The organism is Cytobacillus sp. BC1816, assembly GCF_051353635.1.
In the GTDB taxonomy this organism is placed as follows: Bacteria; Bacillota; Bacilli; order Bacillales; family Cytobacillaceae; genus Cytobacillus; species Cytobacillus oceanisediminis_C.
In genome coordinates, this window is record NZ_CP195611.1 from 1666796 (window position 1) to 1689719 (window position 22924).

24 protein-coding genes are annotated in these 22924 nt (G+C 39.4%); 16 read left to right on the forward strand and 8 right to left on the reverse strand.

Features of this window, described 5'->3' with window-relative positions; genetic code table 11:
* Positions 1 to 15: 15 nt before the first annotated feature.
* On the reverse strand, positions 16 to 453 hold the full coding sequence (locus ACR42H_RS08810) for a DUF1885 family protein (protein ID WP_436376886.1): 438 nt from the start codon (positions 451 to 453) through the stop codon (positions 16 to 18).
* 171 nt (positions 454 to 624) lie between these two features.
* On the opposite strand from ACR42H_RS08810, the gene ACR42H_RS08815 reads away from it, so the two are divergent.
* Entirely contained in the window at positions 625 to 924 is a 300-nt protein-coding gene (locus ACR42H_RS08815) for a DUF3055 domain-containing protein (RefSeq protein WP_009330973.1), read from the forward strand.
* Positions 925 to 1131: 207 nt separating this feature from the next.
* The gene (locus ACR42H_RS08820) at positions 1132 to 1266 is read left to right on the forward strand and encodes a GapA-binding peptide SR1P (RefSeq protein ID WP_113881797.1); all 135 of its coding nucleotides are present in this window, start codon (positions 1132 to 1134) and stop codon (positions 1264 to 1266) included.
* A gap of 41 nt (positions 1267 to 1307) precedes the next feature.
* Here ACR42H_RS08820 and ACR42H_RS08825 read toward each other — a convergent pair whose 3' ends face one another.
* Positions 1308 to 2777 carry an aminotransferase class I/II-fold pyridoxal phosphate-dependent enzyme gene (locus ACR42H_RS08825; protein ID WP_436375612.1) on the reverse strand — a complete coding sequence of 490 codons (1470 nt, stop codon included), beginning with the start codon at positions 2775 to 2777 and terminating at the stop codon, positions 1308 to 1310.
* A 300-nt stretch (positions 2778 to 3077) separates the two neighbouring features.
* Between ACR42H_RS08825 and ACR42H_RS08830 the strand changes: the two genes are divergently transcribed.
* Complete coding sequence (locus ACR42H_RS08830; protein WP_113881799.1) at positions 3078 to 4037, forward strand: NAD(P)H-dependent flavin oxidoreductase; 960 nt, start codon at positions 3078 to 3080, stop codon at positions 4035 to 4037.
* 58 nt (positions 4038 to 4095) lie between these two features.
* The gene (locus tag ACR42H_RS08835; RefSeq protein ID WP_113881800.1) at positions 4096 to 4371 is read left to right on the forward strand and encodes a UPF0223 family protein; all 276 of its coding nucleotides are present in this window, start codon (positions 4096 to 4098) and stop codon (positions 4369 to 4371) included.
* 77 nt (positions 4372 to 4448) lie between these two features.
* Here the strand turns inward: ACR42H_RS08835 and ACR42H_RS08840 are convergent, their stop codons facing one another.
* On the reverse strand, positions 4449 to 5069 hold the full coding sequence (locus ACR42H_RS08840; RefSeq protein ID WP_113881801.1) for a YktB family protein: 621 nt from the start codon (positions 5067 to 5069) through the stop codon (positions 4449 to 4451).
* A gap of 195 nt (positions 5070 to 5264) precedes the next feature.
* Here ACR42H_RS08840 and ACR42H_RS08845 point away from each other — a divergent pair, with 195 nt between their 5' ends.
* The 3 genes from ACR42H_RS08845 (at position 5265) to ACR42H_RS08855 (ending at position 6942) form a co-directional block, all read left to right on the forward strand.
* On the forward strand, positions 5265 to 5459 hold the full coding sequence (locus ACR42H_RS08845) for a hypothetical protein (protein ID WP_113881802.1): 195 nt from the start codon (positions 5265 to 5267) through the stop codon (positions 5457 to 5459).
* Between the two features lie 225 nt (positions 5460 to 5684).
* Positions 5685 to 6485: an inositol monophosphatase family protein gene (locus ACR42H_RS08850; protein ID WP_436375615.1), complete on the forward strand. Its 801-nt coding sequence runs from the start codon at positions 5685 to 5687 to the stop codon at positions 6483 to 6485.
* Entirely contained in the window at positions 6472 to 6942 is a 471-nt protein-coding gene (locus ACR42H_RS08855; protein WP_436375617.1) for an N-acetyltransferase family protein, read from the forward strand. The genes ACR42H_RS08850 and ACR42H_RS08855 overlap by 14 nt, the downstream gene beginning before the upstream one ends.
* 38 nt (positions 6943 to 6980) lie before the next feature.
* Here ACR42H_RS08855 and ACR42H_RS08860 read toward each other — a convergent pair whose 3' ends face one another.
* Positions 6981 to 7166, reverse strand: a complete 186-nt coding sequence (locus ACR42H_RS08860) for a YlaF family protein (protein ID WP_113881805.1) — start codon at positions 7164 to 7166, stop codon at positions 6981 to 6983.
* 215 nt (positions 7167 to 7381) lie between these two features.
* On the opposite strand from ACR42H_RS08860, the gene typA reads away from it, so the two are divergent.
* The 3 genes from typA to ACR42H_RS08875 are packed head-to-tail and all read left to right on the forward strand — an operon-like array spanning position 7382 to position 9868.
* Positions 7382 to 9220: a translational GTPase TypA gene (typA, locus tag ACR42H_RS08865; RefSeq protein WP_436375619.1), complete on the forward strand. Its 1839-nt coding sequence runs from the start codon at positions 7382 to 7384 to the stop codon at positions 9218 to 9220.
* A gap of 27 nt (positions 9221 to 9247) precedes the next feature.
* A complete protein-coding gene (locus ACR42H_RS08870; RefSeq protein WP_113881807.1) occupies positions 9248 to 9562 on the forward strand; it encodes a YlaH-like family protein in 315 nt (104 codons plus the stop codon).
* 15 nt (positions 9563 to 9577) lie between these two features.
* Complete coding sequence (locus tag ACR42H_RS08875; protein WP_436375621.1) at positions 9578 to 9868, forward strand: hypothetical protein; 291 nt, start codon at positions 9578 to 9580, stop codon at positions 9866 to 9868.
* A 289-nt stretch (positions 9869 to 10157) separates the two neighbouring features.
* Here ACR42H_RS08875 and ACR42H_RS08880 read toward each other — a convergent pair whose 3' ends face one another.
* Positions 10158 to 10358 carry a YlaI family protein gene (locus ACR42H_RS08880; RefSeq protein WP_113881809.1) on the reverse strand — a complete coding sequence of 67 codons (201 nt, stop codon included), beginning with the start codon at positions 10356 to 10358 and terminating at the stop codon, positions 10158 to 10160.
* A 237-nt stretch (positions 10359 to 10595) separates the two neighbouring features.
* Here ACR42H_RS08880 and ACR42H_RS08885 point away from each other — a divergent pair, with 237 nt between their 5' ends.
* Positions 10596 to 11051 (forward strand): pyridoxamine 5'-phosphate oxidase family protein, encoded by a 456-nt coding sequence (locus ACR42H_RS08885; RefSeq protein ID WP_113882141.1) that lies wholly within the window; start codon positions 10596 to 10598, stop codon positions 11049 to 11051.
* A gap of 89 nt (positions 11052 to 11140) precedes the next feature.
* Here the strand turns inward: ACR42H_RS08885 and ACR42H_RS08890 are convergent, their stop codons facing one another.
* Positions 11141 to 11746 (reverse strand): YhcN/YlaJ family sporulation lipoprotein, encoded by a 606-nt coding sequence (locus ACR42H_RS08890; RefSeq protein WP_113881810.1) that lies wholly within the window; start codon positions 11744 to 11746, stop codon positions 11141 to 11143.
* 336 nt (positions 11747 to 12082) lie between these two features.
* On the opposite strand from ACR42H_RS08890, the gene ACR42H_RS08895 reads away from it, so the two are divergent.
* Positions 12083 to 13414 carry a PhoH family protein gene (locus tag ACR42H_RS08895; protein ID WP_181782278.1) on the forward strand — a complete coding sequence of 444 codons (1332 nt, stop codon included), beginning with the start codon at positions 12083 to 12085 and terminating at the stop codon, positions 13412 to 13414.
* A gap of 440 nt (positions 13415 to 13854) precedes the next feature.
* Here the strand turns inward: ACR42H_RS08895 and ACR42H_RS08900 are convergent, their stop codons facing one another.
* The gene (locus tag ACR42H_RS08900) at positions 13855 to 14352 is read right to left on the reverse strand and encodes a peptidyl-prolyl cis-trans isomerase (RefSeq protein WP_113881813.1); all 498 of its coding nucleotides are present in this window, start codon (positions 14350 to 14352) and stop codon (positions 13855 to 13857) included.
* A 270-nt stretch (positions 14353 to 14622) separates the two neighbouring features.
* On the opposite strand from ACR42H_RS08900, the gene ACR42H_RS08905 reads away from it, so the two are divergent.
* The 3 genes from ACR42H_RS08905 to pyc all read left to right on the forward strand — a co-directional run bounded on the left by ACR42H_RS08905 (position 14623) and on the right by pyc (position 19980).
* On the forward strand, positions 14623 to 14904 hold the full coding sequence (locus tag ACR42H_RS08905; protein WP_019381685.1) for a YlaN family protein: 282 nt from the start codon (positions 14623 to 14625) through the stop codon (positions 14902 to 14904).
* A gap of 258 nt (positions 14905 to 15162) precedes the next feature.
* Positions 15163 to 16365 (forward strand): FtsW/RodA/SpoVE family cell cycle protein, encoded by a 1203-nt coding sequence (locus ACR42H_RS08910; RefSeq protein WP_113881814.1) that lies wholly within the window; start codon positions 15163 to 15165, stop codon positions 16363 to 16365.
* Between the two features lie 174 nt (positions 16366 to 16539).
* A complete protein-coding gene (gene pyc / locus ACR42H_RS08915; protein ID WP_113881815.1) occupies positions 16540 to 19980 on the forward strand; it encodes a pyruvate carboxylase in 3441 nt (1146 codons plus the stop codon).
* Between the two features lie 302 nt (positions 19981 to 20282).
* Here pyc and ACR42H_RS08920 read toward each other — a convergent pair whose 3' ends face one another.
* Positions 20283 to 21260, reverse strand: a complete 978-nt coding sequence (locus tag ACR42H_RS08920; protein ID WP_436375626.1) for a COX15/CtaA family protein — start codon at positions 21258 to 21260, stop codon at positions 20283 to 20285.
* Positions 21261 to 21908: 648 nt separating this feature from the next.
* Between ACR42H_RS08920 and cyoE the strand changes: the two genes are divergently transcribed.
* Positions 21909 to 22847: a heme o synthase gene (cyoE, locus tag ACR42H_RS08925; protein WP_436375628.1), complete on the forward strand. Its 939-nt coding sequence runs from the start codon at positions 21909 to 21911 to the stop codon at positions 22845 to 22847.
* The last annotated feature ends 77 nt before the right edge of the window (positions 22848 to 22924 follow it).

Consider the following 22924-nt stretch of genomic DNA (forward strand, 5'->3'; position numbering starts at 1 on the left):
TTTTTTTATAATCAATTATTTTCTTTTATAATAGTACATGATTCTTCCATTGAAGAGATGCAGTTCACCTTGCAGCTTTTTAGCGAGAAATTTGCAAAATTCATTTGCTTTACCTTTATCTCCAAATGTTGCAGTTTCCGACAATGTAACCTGTATGTAGACCTGCTCCCGTTCAGAACCGTCTTCCTCAATAACATTTTCTTTATCAATGCCAAGCAATATGGCGTTATATCGGTCATGGTCTGAAAATAGGTAAAACCAGGTTCCTTTTGCTTCAGGCTTTTCTTTAATCTCATAAGGAAAAGCGGCATCATTATATTCCCATTTAATCTGGCTGCCTGTTTTACCTGTAATATCCTTATAATATAAGAAAAGTTCTTTAAGCTCTTCAGTTGAAATATTATCCTTAGCTGATGAAGGAACCAGCTTGATAAAAGAATTAGCTGCCAACATCTTTCCCCCCATTATCCCCATAATTATGGTAATGAACATCTTCCTTCATTCTAGCATTAGATAAAATCTTATGACAACTTAAAATAGTAAGGTAAATATAAATTACTTGTCAAAGCGCCTAAAGTGAATTATAATAATATTCTAAATATTTATTCAAAAAGGAGGTATTTTATGGATTATTTTGAGAAGCTCTATGATGAGCATGAAAACGTGAATGTCCGTTTTGTTGGATTTACGACCGAGTCAACACGTTATGATTTTGGAATTGTTTATACAAACCTCTTCTTTTCTAAGCCTCTGGTTATTTGTATGCAGACCGGCCGCTCCACTCTCCTCGACCCTAAAGATCTCGAAGACATCGAATACTTGCAAAAGGCATTTAAGCTTGATTTATATGAACAGGCGGCTGATTTAAGCGAGTTTTTCATAGAAGCGATCCCTGGTGCGCGTTTCGAAGAACAATACGATTAAACAAAAAAACAGGCCGAATTGGTCTGTTTTTTTTATTATGTCATACTATTAATAAAGGTTTATAATTCTTATAAGCTTAAATACCAATAAAAAAATAATTATGTTATACAATTGGGCTTGATAATTTAATAATGTTATATTATTATTGATTTATAGATAAAGCGCTTTCAAATAATACTAAAACTCATTGAAAAGGAGAATGAAAAGATGGGTACAATCGTATGCCAGGCTTGCAATTCAACTATTGATCACTTTGAGGATGAAAAAGTAACAGTACTATATTCAAAAAAATGCAATTGCTGTGACGGAGATAAAACAGAGAATACAAAAAATAATCGTTAATAATAAAAAGAGCCTTTCCTAAAGAGGAAGGCTCTTTTGCATTATCTGATGGCCCGGTGCTCCTCAATAACGCGAAGATATTTGAAGTCATAATCTTCCGGCCCTTGAACTGGAAGTCCCGCTTCCATATTCGTTTTAATATAACGAAGGTTTTCCTTAGTAATGATTTCCCCTGGAATAAATATAGGTATTCCGGGTGGATAAACCATAATGAATTCAGCGATAATTCTACCTTCTGACTTGTCAAATGGAACCAGTTCTGTATCGGCATAAAATGCGTCACGGGGTGTAAGTGATAAAACGGGAATATCAGGCAGCAGCACTTGAGTTTCAAGCTTTTCAGTATTTCCTTTACGCTCATTAGCGAGTTCGGCAAGAGCGGAAACTAAGATATCAGCTTCTCTTTCAGTGTCACCGGGGGTAATGATGCAAAGGATATTATATAAATCAGACATTTCTACTTCGATATTATGATGCTCCCTAAGCCAATTTTCAACATCGAAACCATTCATGCCAAGTTCTTTAACAGAAATAATCAATTTGGTCGGATCGTAGTCATGCGCCGCTTGTGTTTCCAGTATTTCTTCACCGACACAATATAGCCGGTCAATTGCATTGATGCGACTGCGGATGGACTGGGCCAAATCAATAGTCTTTTGAATAAGTTCTTTTCCTTCAGTGGCAAGACGTTTTCTGGCAACATCCAAGGAGGCAAGCAATAAATAAGAAGTGGAAGTTGTTGTCAGCATGCTTAAAATGGATTGTACCCTTTTGGCAGAAACAAGGTTCCCTTTCATATTTAAGATTGAACTTTGTGTCATGGATCCGCCCAGTTTGTGGACTGATGTTGCTGCTAAATCAGCTCCGGCCTGCATGGCGGATAATGGAAGCTCGTCATGGAAGTGAATATGCACACCATGGGCTTCATCCACAAGGACAGGTACATTGTATGAATGGGCTATTTCAACAATTTTTTTTAAATCGGCAGAAATACCGAAATAGGTAGGATTAATCACTAATACCCCTTTTGCATCCGGATGAAGTTCCAGGGCTTTCGAGACTGATTCAGTTGTTATTCCGTGAGATATGCCCAATTTTTCATCAATTTCAGGATGTATAAAAATAGGGGTTGCCCCTGAAAACACAATTGCAGACATGACGGATTTATGAACATTCCTAGGAACAATGATTTTATCTCCTGGCCCGCAGACAGCCATAACCATGGTCATGATGGCTCCGCTTGTTCCTTGTACAGAGAAAAATGTTTTATCTGCCCCAAAGGCCTCTGCTGCAAGATCCTGTGCTTCTTTTATAATGCCTTTGGGCTGATGAAGATCATCAAGAGGACCAATGTTGATAAGGTCAATAGCGAGTGCATTATCACCTATATATTCCCTGAATTCCGGATCAATCCCGGCACCTTTTTTGTGGCCGGGTATATGAAACTGTACCGGGTCCTTTTTTGCGTGTGCAAGCAAACCGCTGAACAGCGGTGTTTTGTATTGAGACAACTTATTCCCACACCTCTTTAATAATAATATTTCAATATGCTCATGCTGTTATAAAACATTTGCATTATAGCATTATTCAATCCCTTTGCATAGAAAGTTTTATTGCACACTCATTCTGTTAAAGCGCATTCTAGTTACCGCTCCTAGGGACGAAAGGCTTGCCAGCCCCTTCCTTAAGGCAGGGCTCGTCTTATGCTTGTCGTCCTCCACATTTCGGTTTGCCATTAGTTTTTGAAGTTAACAGGAATTTAAACCTTACGAATAGAAAATAAAAGTTAGGAAGAAATGGAGGGTATATAAATGAACTGGAACACACGTGTGACAGAATTATTGAAAATTAAATATCCAATTATACAGGGCGGCCTTGCCCATCTTGCCTATTCAGAATTGGCTGCAGCTGTTTCAAATGCCGGAGGATTAGGGCAGGTTACCGCAATGTCTCTCAGCAGCCCGGAAAAACTAAGAGATGAGATCCAAAAGGTGAAGAAATTGACAGACAAACCATTTGGAGTTAATTTTGCTATTGGACAGCATGGAAGGCCATTTTCTCACTACCTGAATGTTGCGATTGAAGAAGAAGTCCCTGTTATTTCTATGACAGGGGGAAATCCTGCTCCTATTTTTGATCAATTAAAGGGTGTCAATGTTAAGAAACTTGTACTTGTGGCGGCAAAACGGCAGGCGGTAAAGGCGGAGGAACTTGGGGCTGATGCTGTGATGGTTGTCGGGCAGGAAGGCGGCGGACACTTAGGCAGGGATGATATTGGAACCTTCGTTCTAGTACCTCAGGTGGCTGATGCTGTATCCATTCCTGTTATTGCATCAGGAGGAATCGGAGACGGCAGGGGCCTAATGGCAGCATTAAGCCTTGGAGCAGAGGGTATTGAGATGGGGACAAGATTTGTTGCAACAAAGGAATGCGTACATGCTTCTGAATTATATAAAAATCGTTTAGTTGAAGGAACAGAAAATGACACAGTAGTAATAAAAAGAACTATAGGTGCACCTGCAAGAGTTATCGCCAACTCATGGTCGGAAAAAATACTCGAAATCGAAAAGCAAAACGGCGGCTATGAGCAGTTAAAAGACTACATTAGCGGGAATGCTAATAAAAAATATATATATGAAGGGAAAGACCATGAAGGATTTGCATGGGCTGGACAAGTTATGGGATTAATTAAGGATATCCCGTCTGTTCAAGAATTATTCCAGCAGATCATTGCAGAAGGAGAATCAATCAGGGGGAAATGGAATAAATAATTATGATAAAATAATGTGAAAAATGCACCATGAATTATCGTAAATGAGGTGAAGTGAAATGGAATATCAATACCCAATTGACCAGGATTGGTCAACAGAAGAAATAGTTGACGTTATCAAATACTTTGAAAGCATTGAAATGGCATATGAAAAAGGAATTGAGCGAGAACAATTCATGAATGCATATAGACGCTTTAAGGAAATCGTTCCGGGGAAAGCCCAGGAGAAAAACATCTGTGATGAATTTGAAGAACAAAGCGGCTATTCCTCTTACCGGACAGTTAAATTGGCCAAAGAACGTTCAGCCGGGGATAAAGTAAGAATGCAGAAATAGACTTAGTAAAAAAACAAACCTTCAAATTGAAGGTTTGTTTTTTTTGAGCTGCGTAATCCACGTAGTGCGAAACATGTTTATGCCATTTTGTATAGGGGTAATAAATTTCTAAATACAGATTCAGCTTTTTCAATAAACTGATCAGGTGACATGTGAACGGCATCCTCTCGAGAAATATGATAGCCGCAAAGAATTTCAGCTTTTTTAACATTTTGCAGGCGCTGAAACATGGATTTCAATTCTTCTTTGGAAAGTTGATTATGCATAACAGCATCTGGTTTTGTGTGATCGCCGGACCAGACATAATCTTTGGGTATCTCTTTATAAAATTTATCCAGGCTGTTCTCAAAAGACTTGCCTGCAGCAGCTTTATTCGGTGCTTCATAGATGATGGCAAACCAGATGAATACATGCGTTTCCCACAAACCTATCTGGAAATGCGGAAGCATTTTGTATCCCCTTGCATTGCCTGCAAATGCGACCCAAGTATCATTTGGCGGATTCTTTGTTCTCCTAGCATGCTTAGCAACATGAGGGAACATTTCATCTCCGGACAGGTTTGAGAGAGAGGGTGCAAAATGGCGTCCCAAATCTTCTAACTTAGGCCTAATAACAGATTTTAATCTGTCCATTCTTTCATCAAGTCCATCTATTTTAAAGACATCGAAATCATCATTCGTAAAACCAGAAAAAGACATAAGCTAACCTCCTATATGCTTTGTCAAATATTGTAGCATAACCTCGAACAATCGAAAAATTTTAAGCTCTAAAGACGAGACTAAATAAAGTTTTAGGTTATCGCACAAATTAGTTGCAACTGAGAATTGTCCTTCATATGATAATAGTAAAAATAATCAGAAAATTAAACACTTTTGGAAGGGGTGTACTGTCTAATGAAACAACTTATGAATACAGTTAAGAAGAAAAATGGTGATAGGGAAAGAACTGCGGTCTTAAGGCTGGAAATGGATTATGAGTTAGCAACTTTGTTTGATGCCATGTCAGAAAAAAATGAAGATCTTCAGAAAAAATCAAAACTAAAGCTTGAAAAAATCAGGCAGGAACTTCTTAGATTAAAAGCGCTTTAAGATTAATTGTGACTAAAGGAGAAAAGGCAGAAAAAATGCAAAAGAAAAGAAAGGATAATTAGAAACGGACTCCCAGAATATTATGAGGAGTTCGTTTATTATTTTGTTAATTGTTTTTACTGCAAATGATAACCCGCATCATAGGAGAGTATATAACTTGAAGAACATTGCTATTTAATTTAAGCTAGTTATATTTTAAGGATATACCAAGCGGAGGGTGGACCCATGACAAATTGGAGTGAAATTCATACATATGCCAAAGCCTTGATTAAAGAGGCTGGCGAGAATATTAAAAATTCTTTCAGCAAAACGTTGACCATCACCACCAAGTCAAATGCAAACGATTTAGTGACAGATATAGATCAGGAAACAGAACAATTCTTCATAAAAAAAATTAATGAAAAATATCCTGGCCATCGAATTCTTGGTGAAGAGGGTTTCGGTGATAAGCTGAGTGATATGGAAGGAATTATCTGGATTATTGACCCAATTGACGGAACAATGAATTTTGTCCATCAGCAAAGAAACTTTGCCATATCAGTAGGCATTTATGAAAATGGAAAAGGGAAAATTGGTTTAATTTACGATGTAGTCAATGATGAGTTATATCATTGCATGAAGGGGCAGGGTGTATTCATGAATGATTTGGAACTTCCGCCATTACAGGAAACGGATGTCTCAAAGGCAATAATCGGATTGAATGCTACATGGGTTACGGAAAATAGAAGAATTGATCCATCACTACTGGCTCCCCTCGTAAGAAATGCAAGAGGAACCCGATCCTATGGTTCAGCTGCAATTGAAATGGCATATATTGCATCCGGGAGGGTTGATGCATACATAACAATGCGTCTGGCTCCATGGGATTTCGCAGCAGGTGTGATTATGATTGAGGAACTGGGAGGAATTGCAACAACCGTTAAAGGTGATCCGCTGAACTATCTTGAAAATAACTCTGTTTTTGTCTCTAAGCCAGGGCTTCATCAGGAAATTATGAAAGAATATTTAAAAAATGGAAATTGGTAATTTATCAGGCAGCAGGTTCACAGATGAAGACTTTCCATTTTTTTTAGAGGTCATCAGGGATAGTGCTGCTTGGGAAGAAGAAGAAAAAAGCGGGCATAACCTAATGGATTATATGGCCAGGTATCAGGAATTGAATGGGGAGTGGAGAATTTGGAGACATGATGGAGAACGGATAGCCGTCACATTCCATGTAAATTCATCTCCTTCTAACCGGAAACCATGGCTCGGTACCATCCTGGTTAAGAACAGTATTCGAAGGAAAGGAATCGGTACTGAGATTATCGGGCAGTTGGCCGCAGAATTAAAGAAAAAAGGAGAAAAGTCCTTCTTTGCAGGTGTTCCTGAAAACCGGCAAAGTTGGATATATTTTTTAGCTGATGCCGGTTTTGAGCAATTCAAAATGGAGGCTTCCCCTGATGGAAAAGACTTTTTAATAATGGTCTGTCCATTAATTTGAAAAAGCTGCAGCGTAGAGCTGCAGCTTTTATGCCGTTTCTATAATAAACCGTCTTCCCTCATTTTCTTCTTTGTTTTAAAACCGTATCCCATTACAAAAATTAAAGCAATGATGGCAATGATCATGCCTATAATGCTTCTTTCAGCTACTGCAACGCCTATGCCCATCATGCATAGAGCTGCCCCAATCGCAAAGGCTAATAAAGGCCACTTGATTTTGTTCATAAATTTTTTTACACTCCCAAGCGGATTATTTTAAGTAAATACTGGCGAAAAATAGGTAAAGAGAATAAAAATAAACAGCGTACATCAGAAATAAATCCTTTTCTACATTATTTTACACAAAAAGCTTTTAGGTTTCTATAGTAATTGTGATATAATGTATCAGTTGTGAAAAATGTTGAAAAGTGATTCAGTTTTTATAAATAGGAGGAAATCTTTTGAAATTAAGAGAAGATATTCGAAATATTGCAATTATAGCCCACGTTGACCATGGTAAAACAACATTGGTTGACGAGCTTTTAAAACAGTCCGGGACTTTCCGTTCAAATGAGCACGTGGAAGAGCGCGCGATGGACTCAAATGATCTGGAAAGAGAACGCGGTATTACGATCTTAGCTAAAAACACTGCAGTTAAATATAAAGATACAAGGATTAATATTCTGGATACGCCTGGACACGCAGATTTTGGCGGTGAAGTAGAACGTATCATGAAAATGGTTGATGGTGTTTTATTAGTAGTTGATGCATATGAAGGGTGTATGCCCCAAACTCGTTTCGTACTCAAAAAGGCTCTGGAGCAAAAATTAACACCAATCGTAGTAGTAAATAAAATTGATAAGGAATCAGCCCGCCCAACAGAAGTTGTTGATGAGGTAATCGATTTATTTATCGAACTTGGTGCAGACGAGGACCAGCTTGAATTTCCGGTCATATATGCGTCAGCTATTGCTGGAACTGCAAGTACAACTCCTGATAAACAGGATGATGATATGCATTCGGTTTATGAAGCAATTATTGACCATATACCGGCACCTATTGATAATCGTGAAGAGCCGCTCCAATTCCAGATTGCCCTTTTAGATTACAATGATTATGTGGGAAGAATCGGAATTGGCCGTGTATTCCGGGGAACAATTAAGGTCGGCCAGCAAGTTGCACTCATGAAGCTTGATGGATCTGTAAAACAGTTCCGGGTAACGAAAATTTTTGGTTTCTTCGGCCTGAAGCGCGAGGAAATTCAAGAAGCTTATCCTGGAGATCTAATTGCTGTTTCTGGGATGGAAGATATAAACGTCGGGGAAACAGTCTGCCCTGTCGAGCATCAGGAAGCACTACCTGTTCTAAGAATAGATGAGCCAACATTGCAAATGACTTTCGTTGTAAATAACAGTCCGTTCGCAGGGAGAGAAGGCAAGTATATTACAGCCAGAAAAGTTGAAGAAAGATTGCGTGCCCAGCTTGAGACAGATGTGAGTCTTCGTGTCGAAAATACAGATTCACCTGACGCTTGGGTTGTATCTGGACGTGGAGAACTTCATTTATCAATCCTTATAGAAAATATGCGCCGTGAAGGTTTTGAATTGCAGGTTTCCAAGCCTGAAGTAATTATTAGAGAAATTGATGGTGTTCGCTGTGAACCGGTAGAACGTGTTCAAATTGATGTGCCAGAGGATAATACCGGCTCAATCATTGAATCAATGGGTACACGTAAAGGTGAAATGCTTGATATGGTCAATAACGGAAATGGCCAAGTGCGATTAACATTCAACGTCCCAGCACGCGGACTAATTGGCTACTCCACAGAATTTATGACGCTTACTCGCGGATATGGTATTATCAATCACACATTTGACAGCTACCAGCCTGAAATTAAAGGACAAATCGGAGGCAGAACCAAAGGTGTACTTGTATCCATGGAAAGCGGAAAGTCATCCACATATGGTATTATGCAAGTAGAGGATAGAGGTACCATTTTCGTTGAACCAGGTACTGAAATCTATGAAGGAATGATTGTTGGAGAGCATACTCGCGAAAATGACCTTACTGTCAACATCACTAAAGTGAAACATGCAACCAACATCCGTTCTGCTAATAAGGATCAAACGAATGTAATTAAAAAGCCGCGTATTTTGACACTTGAAGAAGCGTTGGAATATTTGAATGATGATGAGCTACTTGAAGTAACACCTGAGTCAATCAGACTTCGCAAGAAAATTCTTGACAAAAATGAACGTGAAAGAATGGCCAAGAAGAAGAAATACGCTGAAACGAACTAAGGCTAAGAAGGGAGAGGAGAGAAGGATATGGATGTTTCACAGCGCCTGTCTTTTTTCGCTGCTTTGTTCAAAGTCGATGAGAATCCCACAACCGGAATGTGGCTTCTTTATATAACAATTGTTCTATTATCTATCCTGGTTTTTAAATTGGGATTTGCCAAGAAACTTCCTATTATAAAATCAGCTGTGATATACACCTTCTTAATTTTGGGATGCACTATGCTGACATTTCTTGGGGTATTCCTTCCTGTAGCAGAAGGACTTGTTGTGGCTGCGTTAATCTTGATTGTCTATAAAATCCGCCTTCACCAGGAAAAGAAGGAACAGGCAAAGGCGGAATAACAGGGAGAGGCTGAGATGAAATCTTTGCAGGATTCACTGTATAACTGGTTAACGATAAAAATTGTCTGTGATGAACGTCCGGATGATACAGCAGCAGCAGACACGGAAAAAATGTTTTTTGACATTCTTTCAGAAGAGCATAGGATTTCTGATATCGAAGTTGAGAAAGATGATTTAATGTACTTTGTGCATTATTCTAAGGATAGAGAACGGAAAAAGAGCCGTTTTCCCCGTGAATTAATAGAAGTGATGCTTAATCAGATTCAAAATGAACCTGAAAAGTATGTGAATTATCCAGAGGATTAAGAAAAGCCGTCCCTATATGTTCTTAGGGACGGCTTTTTTATAGTTTAGGAATTTCAAAAATATACCGATGTAAATAACTTTGATGAAAAATTATCTGCATCCAGCTCTAGCGCCTGCCCCTTGTGTAATAAGAAAAATCACTCCAGAAATCAGGACAAGGAATACTTCAGCAGCGATACATTGCCCGCCCAAAGTAAGCTTTGGGAGGCTTTCTGTGTAATTCGTCTTAAGCCTGTCAGGGGATCAAGGAGCTTCCGCTTTTGTTGCTTCGTGATCGGTGTTGCCCGATTTACCATTCTTCCTCCTGGACTTTGCTTCGGTAGAGGTTAAAGTTTCCGGTTTCTGCTCTTTCTTGAGTTTTTTCGGTAATTCTTGTTTCACATGGTTTGCACATATATGTGTGAATAGGGCGGTTTCGAAGCCGTTTAGCCTGTAAGGACTCGTTTTCAATTGATTCGATTTTATCACAAAGTACACATTTAACTCGCATAGGACACCTCATATTGTTTTAGCTGTTGTTAATACCATTATAGTATAAGTTAAGGATTGATTCGAATGCTTTAACGGCAAATTAAAATTTTTACGGTTTGGCCGTATCGGGTTTATTGTGTTAGTTCATATTAGTATTAAAGTGCAAAGGCTTCAAACAGACTTGAGGAAAAGGATGTTATTGGTTGAAAGAAAAGCGTTATCATACTATGATGAAGTTAATAAAGGAGGGAAAAGAATGGCAAATCAGGTAGAACCGAAATTAATTAAACCATTATATGACGAACTGCAAAAGGAACGATTTGTTACACTTGCCACTGTTGATTTTGAAACCGGCGGTCCTAATGTCAATGCGATATCATGGGTATTGGCAAAAAATGAGGAAACATTGTATTTTGCAGTCGATAACCGTTCCAGGATTGTTCAAAACATAAATAGCAATAACATGGTTGTTCTGAATATTATTGCAAATGAATCTACATATTCCATCGCTGGTGAAGCTTCTGTTAAGGCAGAAAAGATGGAAGGAGTACCTCTTAAGCTTGCACTTATGGAGATCACTGTGAAAGAAGTCCGTGATGTTATGTTTTACGGGTCTAAAATCACAGTAGAGCCGCAATATGACAAAACATATGATAAAGACGCAGCAGCCCGTTTGGATAAACAGGTTATGGAAGCGATGAAAAAAGCTTAGTTCCCTTTGGGAACTAAGCTTTTTTTGGGGGCTAAAAAAGCGGCAGGCACCTAGCCGTTTATCTAAAACAGCAGATGCCTGTCACCCTTTTATTTATGATAATTCGATTGTTCTTCCTGTTTTTGTTCGAGCTGTTTTTCCTGATTGTTGTCGAGCTTTTTCTTTGGATCTTCGGTTGCGTTTTTCTCATTTTTCTTTTTTGGATCAACTAAATCGGCAGGAACTTCAGGCATAAGCCGTCCCGCGATATCTGCCAGTTCATTCATGATTCCTTGCAAGGGCTCACCGTTTTGGATGTCTTCAGCTATTTCCCGAAGCCTTGCGTTAATATCCGGATCAGCCACTACAATTGCTCTTGCACCATGAGGATCATTTTTGAGGCTTTCGGCAACTGAATACTTAATTGTTCCAACCTCAGAACGGTCGAGGTTTTTGTTCACATCTACTCCGACAATAGCAAAACGTCCAAGAACAACAGCAGTCGCATCATTCACATTAGGGACTCGGGTAGCCAAATTGACAAGATGCCTGGAAACTTGCTGTCCAGTTTCCCTGTCAACTTCCTGTATTGTACTATTTTTAACATTTATAGTGTTAGTATTTTGCTGTTCCTGATGGTCCTGCGCCTGATTGCCGTTCATACCGCACCCTGATAATAGCAATCCTGCCATGCATATCAGCAGCCATCTATTCATATTTGACACCTCCGGGCGATCAAAATTTCCCTGAAATTGAAAATGGTCACTTGACTTTTCAGGTTCAGGAATAATGAGATTCTTTAATGTTATTGTGCAAAATTTCTTCTATCTTTATTCGGCATTACATATATTTTTACCAAGATAGATTTGTCCACTTCGTAAGAAAGCTTTATTCCTGATTAATCAACATCTTAAAAGGAATGAATAATATAAAACAACAGGAGAATAATCCATCAAGATTGAAGGTGATTCTTTCATAAAGCTGCATCCGCAAGCAGGGGACCTCGCTTTTGTAATTTGCTTAATAAAGACACAAGAGGAGCAGGAGGCATCATATTGAGTAAAATTTACGTATTAGATACCAATGTCTTGTTGCAGGATCCTAATTCCATATTTTCATTTGAAGAAAATGAAGTAGTCATTCCAGCTGTAGTCCTGGAAGAAGTTGATTCTAAGAAAAGGTATATGGATGAAATTGGGAGGAACGCAAGACAAGTATCCCGGCTGATTGACAGCATGAGGGAGACGGGTAAGCTGCATGAGAAAATACCTCTTGAAAATGGCGGAAGCCTGCGAATAGAGTTAAATCATAGGTCGTTTCATGAACTTCAAGAGATCTTTGTAGAAAAAACAAATGATAATCGGATTTTGGCAGTTGCAAAAAACTTATCACTTGAGGAAGAGACAAAAGAAAATGGACGAACGGTTATTCTTGTAAGCAAAGATGCCCTTGTCCGAGTTAAAGCAGATGCTATCGGGCTAATTTCAGAAGACTTCTTAAGTGACCGTGTGGTTGAAAATGATCATTTATATCCTGGATTTCTGGAAGTCTATATCGGTCTCGATATTATGAACCGCTTTTATGAAAAAGGAGAACTGCCGCTATCAGAAATAGCGAACCATCCTTTATACCCTAATCAGTTTCTGGTGATGAAGGATGCGCTGGGTTCATCTTCGTCTGCGCTTGGTATTGTGGACAAAAGTGGAAAAATGGTGAAAAAGCTTATTTTTGACCATGATCATATTTGGGGGATCAAGCCAAGGAACGTCCAGCAGACAATGGCTCTCGAGCTCTTGCTTAGAGATGATCTGCCGCTTGTTACGCTTATCGGAAAGGCAGGAACCGGGAAAACTCTTATGGCGCTGGCATCCGGATTAATGCAGACAGAGGATTATGGCCAATACAAAAAATTGCTGGTGGCTCGCCCCATTGTGCCGGTAGGAAAAGATTTGGGATTCCTTCCCGGAGAAAAAGAGGAAAAGTTAAGGCCGTGGATGCAGCCGATTTATGATAATTTGGAGTACCTGTTTAATGTCAAAAAGCCAGGTGAATTGGATGCAATATTGGCTGGTATGGGCTCTATTGAGGTGGAAGCTCTGACATACATTAGGGGCAGAAGCATACCAGATCAATTTATTATTATTGATGAAGCGCAGAATCTGACAAAACATGAGGTAAAAACCATTTTAACCAGGGTGGGGGAAGGAAGTAAAATTGTCCTGATGGGAGACCCAGAGCAAATAGATCATCCCTACTTGGATGCTTATAACAACGGGCTCACTTATGTGGTGGAGAGATTTAAAGATCAGGTTATCTCAGGCCATGTCAAACTTGTTAAAGGTGAGAGATCTGGCCTTGCCCAGCTTGCTGCTGACCTATTATAGCCTGCCTAAAAGTGGCCCTGGAATATGCGGTTTATATGACGGGGAAGGTTCATGCCCGTTTGACTCCCAAAAGAAAAGCGCAAGTGCCTTGCCCACCCCCGACAAGCACAAGACGAGCCTCCCGGAAAGGTGTCGTTTGCCTTTTTGGGAGGGATTGCCCGAAATGTGGAGGCGACTGCCCTTTCAAGGAACGCAGACTAATAGCGCCACGTCCTGAGACAATGTCTGCATGACCCGCATCCTGCGGTGCCTTAGGCATAAGATGGTTCATGTTAGACGTTCTTCCTTCTGAAAGGAAACGGCTTATGACCCCGAGCCCCTGGGAGCCGCAACAAGACATGTGTGAGCTCGATGGGGGAGGCGCTGGAGCTAGTAATTTTCGACGTTCAAATATTTAATACATTAAATAAAAAAGGGCGATTCACAATCGCCCTCTCCGGTCATTCAACTCTAAATGCCTTCACACTTTTTATGGGTGAATTTTGATTGCTTCCATCCCCATAATAGACATGAACAGGGCCATCTTCTTTTAAAGGTTTTCCATCCTTTGAGAACCCCAATATCAATTCCTCGGCTTGAGATAAGGCTAATCGGGCTTCCCCATCTTCACTTTCAATGATAACAGTTTCAGCATTCTCCTTCGGTTCTGCATTCCTAAGAAATGGTTTAAAAGGTATACCGAATGTGCCTGTCAGAACTTTTTCTTTTTCAAATTTCTTTTCTGTTTTAAGTGTTGGAGGAAATACTGCACCTTCCATAATTTCTCTATCCCAGTGCTTTGAGACTGCTTTGGTATACTCCTCAAGTTCATTTTTCCTGATATCATCTTGAATAAAGTATGTTGTTAAATCGAGTCTTCGATCATCGAATATCCAGACTCCTGGATCTAAGGTGATTTGGTATTTAACGTTTCCTTTAAAGGTAATTATATTCTCCATATTAGACCTCCTGGCAGCTCCATGTTGTGCATTAAGTATGTAAATTTAAGTATACAGGTTTTTAAGCGGCTTGTCAGTCGCTCAATTGGTTCGGCGGTTTAATGAACAGGACCAATCCTGAAGTGTACTGATGACAGGCCATATTAGTGGTGTTCTGCAGAGAATCAAGAATCATTTCTCTTTGGAATCCCTTATTATCCTTGCTTTTTTCCAAGCTTAAGTATAAAATTTATAGATAGGATGATCGCTCGGAAATGGAGGGATTGAAAGTTGGCTTCTGACATGATTATTGATCACAAAGAAAAAGCAAATGCTCTATTAAAGGCAGATGCTGCTAAAATATTAAAATTAATTAAGGTGCAAATGGATAACCTGACTATGCCTCAATGTCCTCTATATGAGGAGGTTCTTGATACCCAGATGTTTGGCTTATCCAGAGAAATAGATTTTGCTGTCCGTCTTGGATTAATTGAAGAGGCTGAAGGCAAGGCTATTTTAGATGAATTGGAAAGGGAGCTATCCATGCTCCACGAAGCCTCAGTAAAAAAATAAAAAAAAACTCAAACATCTGTTAAAGATTGTTTGAGTTTTTTTATAACTGGATGAACTTTTAAAAGAAAAGAAATAGTATATCCAAAAGAAAAGAAATGTTAAAATTGTATAACTTAATTTAAAATTAGTATGACATAATTATAGAATTTTTTTCATTGCTGTGTTACATTTAAATTAACTTTTCTTTTCTTCGAAGCAGGATATTCAATACTATAGTAGAATAAGTAATAAACTTAGAAGATAAGGGAAGAGGGCTGGATGTTAAAAAAAATATTAAAATCATATGATTATACCCTGATTATTGCAGTAGCCCTGTTATCTGTTTTTGGACTCATTATGGTTTTCAGTGCAAGCATGGTAACAGCTGTGCAGATCTATGATCAGGAAAGCGACTTTTTTTATAATAAACAAAAAATGCATTTAATTATCTCAGCAATTGTTTTTATTATTGTCGCTCTATTTCCTTACAAAGCTATGCAAAGTAATAAATTTCTTGTTCCAATGGTGTTCATTTCGTTATTCGGCCTGATTGCTCTATTTATTTTTGGTAAAGTAGCCGGCGGTGCGATGAGCTGGTTTGAAATCGGTAGCAGAAGCCTTCAGCCTGCAGAATTTGTCAAGCTTTCAGTCATCATATATTTAGCAGCTGTCTATGCCAAAAAGCAGCCCTATATTAATGAGTTTAATAAAGGGGTTCTTCCCCCGCTTGCTTATCTGATTCTAGCCGCTTTGCTTGTTGCAGTTCAGCCTGACTTTGGTTCTGCGATGATTATTTTTCTGGTAGCAGCTGCCGTCATTTTTACTTCAGGCATGAATTTCAAAAACATATTTAGGCTAGGACTATTTGGAGTACTATTAGCTGCGCCTTTTATCCTCTTGTTAAAAGATAAGATTTTCGCACCTTATCGAATGGGCAGGGTCGAAGCATTTAGAGATCCTTTTGGTTCAGAATTCGGGTATCAGCTTTCGAATTCCTATATTGCCCTTGGTGCAGGCGGATTAAAAGGCCTGGGACTTGGTGAAAGTATACAAAAGCTTGGCTATCTTCCTGAGGCGCATACAGACTTCATTATGGCTGTAATTGCTGAAGAGCTTGGGGCATTTGGAGTAGGTTTTGTGATTTTGCTTCTCGGGTATATTGTCCTGAGAGGAATCTTTATCAGTTTAAAGTGTAAAGATGCTTTTGGCAGCTTATTGGCTATAGGCATATCCGCTATGATAGGTATTCAGGCATTCATTAATCTTGCAGGGATTTCCGGTGTTATGCCGCTGACAGGTGTTACACTTCCTTTTATCAGCTATGGAGGTTCATCTCTGCTTCAGCTTTCGATTGCAATGGGGATTTTAGTCAATGTATCTATGTTTGTAAATTATGAACAAAAATACAAAAATAAAAATGAACAGACAAATCCGGAACCTATGGAACTGGATTCCGAAAAAACATTTTCCATTCGTAAATAGGCACAGAAAACGTGCTTTATTTATACATCAATCAGCGAAGCTGATTACATAATTGCTTCCATCAGGGAGCAGCCAATTCAAAGTTACTAAGGCCGGCCAGCGGGAAACCCACCCGGCCTCAACTTGAATTTGGCAGAATATTGCCAAAAAATACATAAAGATGGGGTGTTTTGTTTGAACCGAAGAATTAACAAGGTATTAGTAGCCAATAGAGGAGAAATTGCCATTCGGGTTTTCCGTGCCTGCACAGAGCTGGATATCCGCACGGTAGCCATCTATTCCAAAGAGGACTCCGGATCCTATCATCGCTATAAAGCGGATGAAGCTTATCTGGTAGGGAAGGGTAAAAAACCGATTGATGCCTATCTGGATATTGAAGGAATCATTGATATTGCGAAAAGCAGTGATGTTGATGCCATTCATCCAGGATACGGATTTCTATCTGAAAATATAGAATTCGCAAAACGCTGCGAGGAAGAGGGCATCATATTTATCGGTCCTACTTCTAAGCATCTGGACATGTTTGGAGATAAAGTTAAAGCAAGAACGCAGGCACAGCTTGCTGAAATTCCGGTTATTCCTGGCAGTGATGGCCCTGCAGAAAGCCTGGATGAAGTGATTAGCTTTGGCAAAAATCACGGGTTCCCGATAATCATTAAAGCTTCACTTGGCGGCGGCGGAAGAGGCATGCGCATCGTAAGGAGCCTGGAAGAAGTTAAGGAATCATATGAGCGTGCAAAGTCGGAAGCTAAAGCAGCTTTTGGCAATGATGAAGTTTATGTTGAAAGATTCATAGAAAGGCCAAAACATATAGAGGTTCAAATCATTGGTGACAATGAAGGGAATATTGTCCACCTGTATGAAAGAGATTGTTCAGTCCAGAGGCGTCACCAGAAGGTTGTAGAAGTAGCACCTTGCGTATCTCTTTCGGAAAAATTAAGAGATGATATATGCCAGGCTGCTGTTAATCTTATGAAGAATGTAGATTATATTAATGCAGGAACTGTGGAATTTCTGGTATCAGGTGAACAGTTTTATTTCATTGAAGTAAATCCGCGTGTTCAAGTTGAGCATACGATCACCGAAATGGTAACAGGAGTTGATATTGTACAAACACAGATTTTAGTGGCTGAAGGCTACTCCCTGCACAGTAAAGAAGTGGGTGTTCCTGAACAGGAAAATATTAACATTCATGGATTTGCCATTCAATCACGTGTTACAACAGAAGATCCTTTAAATAATTTCATGCCTGATACTGGCCGGTTAATGGCTTATAGATCAGGCGGCGGTTTCGGCGTCCGGCTTGATGCGGGGAACGGTTTCCAGGGAGCGGTGATCACACCTTATTATGATTCACTGCTGGTTAAACTCTCAACGCATGCCATGACTTTCCAGCAGGCAGCATCAAAAATGGTGCGGAACCTGCAGGAATTCCGAATCAGGGGCATTAAAACAAATATTCCGTTCCTTGAGAATGTAGTAAAACACGAGAAATTCTTAAGAGGGGAATATGATACATCATTTATTGATGAAACACCTGAACTATTCCTGTTCCCTAAAAGGAAAGACCGCGGAACGAAGATGCTGAATTATATCGGAAATGTAACTGTTAATGGATTCCCGGGAATTGAAAAGAAAAAACGTCCGGTATTTGATGAGCCGCGGGTGCCAAAATTAAAATACAGCACAGATTATCAGGACGGCACAAAACAAATTTTAGACAATCACGGTCCTGAAGGGCTTGTTAAATGGATTAAAGAGCAAAAAGAAGTTTTAATTACTGATACGACCTTCCGTGACGCCCATCAATCATTGCTGGCGACAAGAGTAAGGACAAATGACTTGAAGCATATCGCAGAACCGACAGCAAAATTGCTTCCTGATATGTTTTCCTTTGAAATGTGGGGCGGTGCAACTTTTGATGTCGCGTATAGATTCCTGAAAGAAGATCCCTGGGAAAGGCTGCTGGCATTGCGCGAAAAAATGCCAAATGTTTTATTCCAGATGCTTCTTCGTGCATCAAATGCAGTGGGATATAAAAACTATCCTGATAATGTAATAAGAGAGTTTGTTGAAAAATCAGCCTACGCTGGCATTGATGTCTTCCGGATTTTCGATAGTCTTAACTGGGTTAAAGGGATGGAAGTCGCAATTGACGCTGTCCGACAGACAGGGAAAATTGCAGAAGCCTCCATGTGCTATACAGGTGATATTTTGGATCCTGCCAGAACAAAGTACAATCTTAAATATTATAAAGACCTGGCAAAAGAGTTAGAGAATCAGGGAGCCCATATACTGGCAATCAAAGATATGGCTGGTTTATTGAAGCCGCATTCAGCCTACACCCTTATATCTGAATTGAAAGAGACTGTTGACATTCCAATTCACCTTCATACTCATGATACGAGTGGAAATGGAATTTTCACATATGCAAAAGCTATTGAAGCTGGAGTGGATATTGTGGATACTGCCCTAAGCACAATGGCAGGCTTAACATCACAGCCAAGTGCTAATTCTTTATATTACGCTCTGCAGGGGAATGACAGACAGCCAAAAATTGATATCCAGGCGCTTGAGCAGCTATCTTACTATTGGGAAGATGTGCGCAAATACTACCTGGACTTCGAAAGCGGCATGAAGGCCCCTCATTCAGAAGTCTATCAGCATGAGATGCCAGGCGGACAATACAGTAATCTTCAGCAGCAGGCTAAAGCTGTTGGCCTTGGAGATAAGTGGGATGAAGTTAAGGACATGTATTCCCGTGTGAATCAAATGTTTGGTGATATCGTTAAAGTTACGCCTTCTTCCAAGGTAGTTGGTGATATGGCATTATTTATGGTCCAGAATCAGCTGACAGAGCAGGATGTTTTGAATAAAGGCAAATCTCTGGATTTTCCAGACTCAGTTGTAGAATTGTTTGAAGGCTATTTAGGACAGCCATATGGAGGATTCCCGGCAGAACTGCAAAAGGTCATATTGAAAGACAGAGAGCCTATCACTGTCCGACCGGGAGAGCTTCTTGAAGATGTGGATTTCGATGCTTTAAAAGAAAAACTCTTTAAAGAACTGGGCAGGCAGGTTACAAGCTTTGATGCGATTGCCTATGCACTGTATCCAAAAGTATTTATGGACTATATTAAGACCTGTGAACAATTTGGTGATATTTCTGTTCTTGACACCCCAACATTTTTATATGGTTTAAGATTGGGTGAGGAAGTTGAAATTGAAATTGAAACAGGTAAAACATTAATAGTAAAATTGGTTTCAATTGGTCAGCCTCAAGCTGATGGCACAAGAATTGTGTATTTTGAGCTAAATGGCCAGCCTCGTGAAGTAAGCATAAAAGATGAAAGCATTAAAGCGACTGTAGCCTCCAAGGCAAAAGCTGATCCGCATAATGAAAGTCATATTGCTGCCAGCATGCCGGGAACTGTAATCAAGGTGCTTGTAGAAAAAGGTGAAAAAGTCGAAAAGGGCGATCACTTAATGATTACAGAAGCTATGAAAATGGAAACAACTGTACAGGCGCCATATTCTGGAACAGTTAAAGATATCCACGTCTTGAACGGTGAAGCAATTCAAACAGGAGACTTATTGATAGAGCTGTCAAAATAAGGTAAAACTAACAATCAGTGAGGACTTTATCCCCACTGATTGTCAGTTTAGGAGGCCCACAGGACAAGGAAGGCTTCGTCAGTATGTTTCTTCGCACGACCAAAAGTGAGAGCTTTTGGGAGGAGTGGGCCACAAAGACGTTGGCACAGTACGCGGCGTCTTAGTCTTTGTTCTTCTTTTTGGGCCCATTTATCCTCCTTGATTCCACTGTGTCATGAAGTGGGAGCCATATTGCCTGTTAGATTCGATAAATATAGCAAAAGAGCTTCGGCAGTTTGCCGAAGCTCTTTTGTTTAAAGTAATTATGGAATGGAAGTAATGGTCGGGATAGCAGATTCATCATTTTTCTCTTTTTCCCTAACAGCAGAAAAAGCAAGCTCATTCTTCCTGCTCCGTGAGGATAAAAGGATAAAATAGCTTAATACTCCAAATAAGCAGGAAATAAAGAAGGCGTGGGCAAGAGCTATATACAAGTTAAGTCGGGTTAAAACAACTAATGCACCAGCAGCAACCTGCAGCGTTACTAGGATAAATGAAATGATCCAGCCCCAATAAACAACTTTCTGTTCCTTGTAATGCTTAATTGCAAGGTAAGTAATGTAACCGATCCATATAAAAATTAATCCGGCAGCAGCTCGGTGGCCCATTTGCACCCATTCATACATATTTTCCGGTAGAGCGAAAGAACCGTTAAAGCAAAGCGGCCAGTCACGGCAGACTAGACTTGCATTAACATGGCGCACAAGGGCGCCAGTGTATACAACAGCATAGCTGTAAATAGAAACTCCAATGATATGTTTCCTCATTCTTTTATCAATAATGAGCTTCTCGGCCTCGAATTTCTTATCTACTTCAAAAATAAGTAAAGTCAAAAGCAGTACTGCAGCAAATGATATTAAAGAAATCCCGAAATGAAGGGCAAGTACAAAGTCAGATTGCCCCCATACTACTGCGGCCGCTCCGATTAAAGCCTGGAGGACAAGGAAGAAGAACGAAGTGAGTGATAAAAACTTTGTTTCTCTTATATGTCCTAATTTTCTCCACGTCCAAATCGATAATATCAGGACCATAAAACCAACTGAGCCTGAAACAAGTCTGTGCGCCAGTTCGATAATCAATTCAGGAGTAATGTCGCTAGGAACAAATTCGCCATTGCAAAGCGGCCAGGATTTCCCGCATCCCATTCCTGATTCAGTTTTAGTTACCAGGGCACCGCCGAGCAAAATTAAAAGCATGCCGATAGTAGTAAGAACGGCAAACCATTTTAAAGATCGTTGCAAAGCCTTTCACCTTCTTTAAATATTCTATGTCTATCATTGGGAAAACAATTGAATTACTAAGTATTTGTCCGTTTTCTATCTTATCAAAGATTCTATAAAAAGCCATATAATAATGTACGTCATTTTACTTTTTCGATAGTACAGGAATAAAGCTTTTTTTACAACAGTTATAAAATTTATAAAGTTAATTATAGTAAAAAAGGTTGAAACTTGTAATGGAGTTTGCTAGAAATATAAAGGGGGTATTAAATGGTTAACCCCTGTCGCGGAAAGTATCACAAAATACATAAAAGTGAGTATATTTTTTCTTCTTTAGTTTTCTAAAGCAGTTTTATTATCTCAAAAAAGCAACCATTCTTTAAGTGAATTTAATTTTTGACACAAATTAGTCATAAATTATTCTAAAAAAATTCACAAAAGAGTTTTAAAGTGTGATTTAATATACAGAGAAATGGTTTAGTTTCATTAGATAATAAACAGTTTGAATACATTATTAATGGTAGAAAACTATTAGGATTATTATTATCCATCCAGGGTTTACCCCTCGTTTTTTTATCGCGAACATAGCTTTGCAGGCATTTATGCTTTATAGTAGGTGTAGTGCAAAGATAGCTATTGTCTGCGATAAGAGATAAAGGAGGAAAAGATATGTCTAACTCACGGGCTTTGAGTGATGCTGCTATTGAGGACAGTGAGCGAAGCCTTCAAAAAGATATACCTGAGACTGCAGTTTGGAAGGATTTCCTTGCCCTTATCAAAATAGGCATTGTAAACTCCAATCTGATTACAACCTTCACCGGTCTTTGGCTTGCACTGCATTTTTCCGGAAAGGGATTTTTCAATAATCTTGATCTGGTTCTTTATACAGTCATAGGCTCCTCATTGATTATTGCAGGCTCCTGCAGCTTAAATAATTATATTGACCGCGACATTGATCCATTAATGGAAAGAACAAGAGGGAGGCCAACTGTTACCGGGAAAGTAAATGCGGGCAAGGTTGCACTTTTGAGCTTTCTCCTTATTGGCCTTGGTACGGCCTTTTTAATGTTTACAACAGCATCTGCAGTTGTAATAGGATTAATTGGCGTTTTCAGCTATGTTGTTTTATATACAATGTGGACGAAACGCAGATTTGTATCCAATACGATTGTAGGCAGCATTTCAGGTGCAGTTCCACCGCTGATTGGATGGGCAGCTGCCGATGGCAATCTCGACCCAATGGCTTGGGTGCTGTTCGCTATCGTTTTTATCTGGCAGCCTCCTCATTTTTATGCTTTAGCAATGAGAAGGGTGGAGGAATACCGGGCTGCGGGAGTTCCCATGCTTCCAGTTGTAAAAGGGTTTAAAACTACCAAAAGGCATATTTACATATGGGTTGCAGCATTATTGCCGCTGCCATTTCTTATGCCATCACTTGGATTGCCTTTTTTAATCCTTGCCACAGCTTTGAACATTGGATGGTTATTGACGGGATTATATGCAAGGAAATTTAACAATGATATAAAATGGGCTACATTAATGTTTGTATACTCCCTGCAATATCTGACCATCATGTTTGTAGCTATGGTGATCATCACACTTATCTAACTTAGTTAGGAAATTCTTTCTTTCGCTAGTACCGAGAGAGGATTTATCCATATTTTTTGATCAAACAATTCAAAAAA

What these genes read in the sequence shown, in the direction of transcription:
- ACR42H_RS08860 (WP_113881805.1), bottom strand. Translation starts at nt 7,166, where the DNA reads ATGAACAAAATCAAGTGGCCTTTATTAGCCTTTGCGATTGGGGCAGCT.
- ACR42H_RS08835 (WP_113881800.1), top strand. Translation starts at nt 4,096, where the DNA reads ATGGAATATCAATACCCAATTGACCAGGATTGGTCAACAGAAGAAATA.
- ACR42H_RS08840 (WP_113881801.1), bottom strand. Translation starts at nt 5,069, where the DNA reads ATGTCTTTTTCTGGTTTTACGAATGATGATTTCGATGTCTTTAAAATA.
- ACR42H_RS08870 (WP_113881807.1), top strand. Translation starts at nt 9,248, where the DNA reads ATGGATGTTTCACAGCGCCTGTCTTTTTTCGCTGCTTTGTTCAAAGTC.
- ACR42H_RS08890 (WP_113881810.1), bottom strand. Translation starts at nt 11,746, where the DNA reads ATGAATAGATGGCTGCTGATATGCATGGCAGGATTGCTATTATCAGGG.
- ACR42H_RS08810 (WP_436376886.1), bottom strand. Translation starts at nt 453, where the DNA reads ATGTTGGCAGCTAATTCTTTTATCAAGCTGGTTCCTTCATCAGCTAAG.
- ACR42H_RS08855 (WP_436375617.1), top strand. Translation starts at nt 6,472, where the DNA reads ATGGAAATTGGTAATTTATCAGGCAGCAGGTTCACAGATGAAGACTTT.
- cyoE (WP_436375628.1), top strand. Translation starts at nt 21,909, where the DNA reads ATGTCTAACTCACGGGCTTTGAGTGATGCTGCTATTGAGGACAGTGAG.
- ACR42H_RS08845 (WP_113881802.1), top strand. Translation starts at nt 5,265, where the DNA reads ATGAAACAACTTATGAATACAGTTAAGAAGAAAAATGGTGATAGGGAA.
- ACR42H_RS08880 (WP_113881809.1), bottom strand. Translation starts at nt 10,358, where the DNA reads ATGCGAGTTAAATGTGTACTTTGTGATAAAATCGAATCAATTGAAAAC.
- ACR42H_RS08875 (WP_436375621.1), top strand. Translation starts at nt 9,578, where the DNA reads ATGAAATCTTTGCAGGATTCACTGTATAACTGGTTAACGATAAAAATT.
- ACR42H_RS08820 (WP_113881797.1), top strand. Translation starts at nt 1,132, where the DNA reads ATGGGTACAATCGTATGCCAGGCTTGCAATTCAACTATTGATCACTTT.
- ACR42H_RS08910 (WP_113881814.1), top strand. Translation starts at nt 15,163, where the DNA reads ATGTTAAAAAAAATATTAAAATCATATGATTATACCCTGATTATTGCA.
- ACR42H_RS08830 (WP_113881799.1), top strand. Translation starts at nt 3,078, where the DNA reads ATGAACTGGAACACACGTGTGACAGAATTATTGAAAATTAAATATCCA.
- ACR42H_RS08850 (WP_436375615.1), top strand. Translation starts at nt 5,685, where the DNA reads ATGACAAATTGGAGTGAAATTCATACATATGCCAAAGCCTTGATTAAA.
- ACR42H_RS08900 (WP_113881813.1), bottom strand. Translation starts at nt 14,352, where the DNA reads ATGGAGAATATAATTACCTTTAAAGGAAACGTTAAATACCAAATCACC.
- ACR42H_RS08885 (WP_113882141.1), top strand. Translation starts at nt 10,596, where the DNA reads ATGGCAAATCAGGTAGAACCGAAATTAATTAAACCATTATATGACGAA.
- ACR42H_RS08815 (WP_009330973.1), top strand. Translation starts at nt 625, where the DNA reads ATGGATTATTTTGAGAAGCTCTATGATGAGCATGAAAACGTGAATGTC.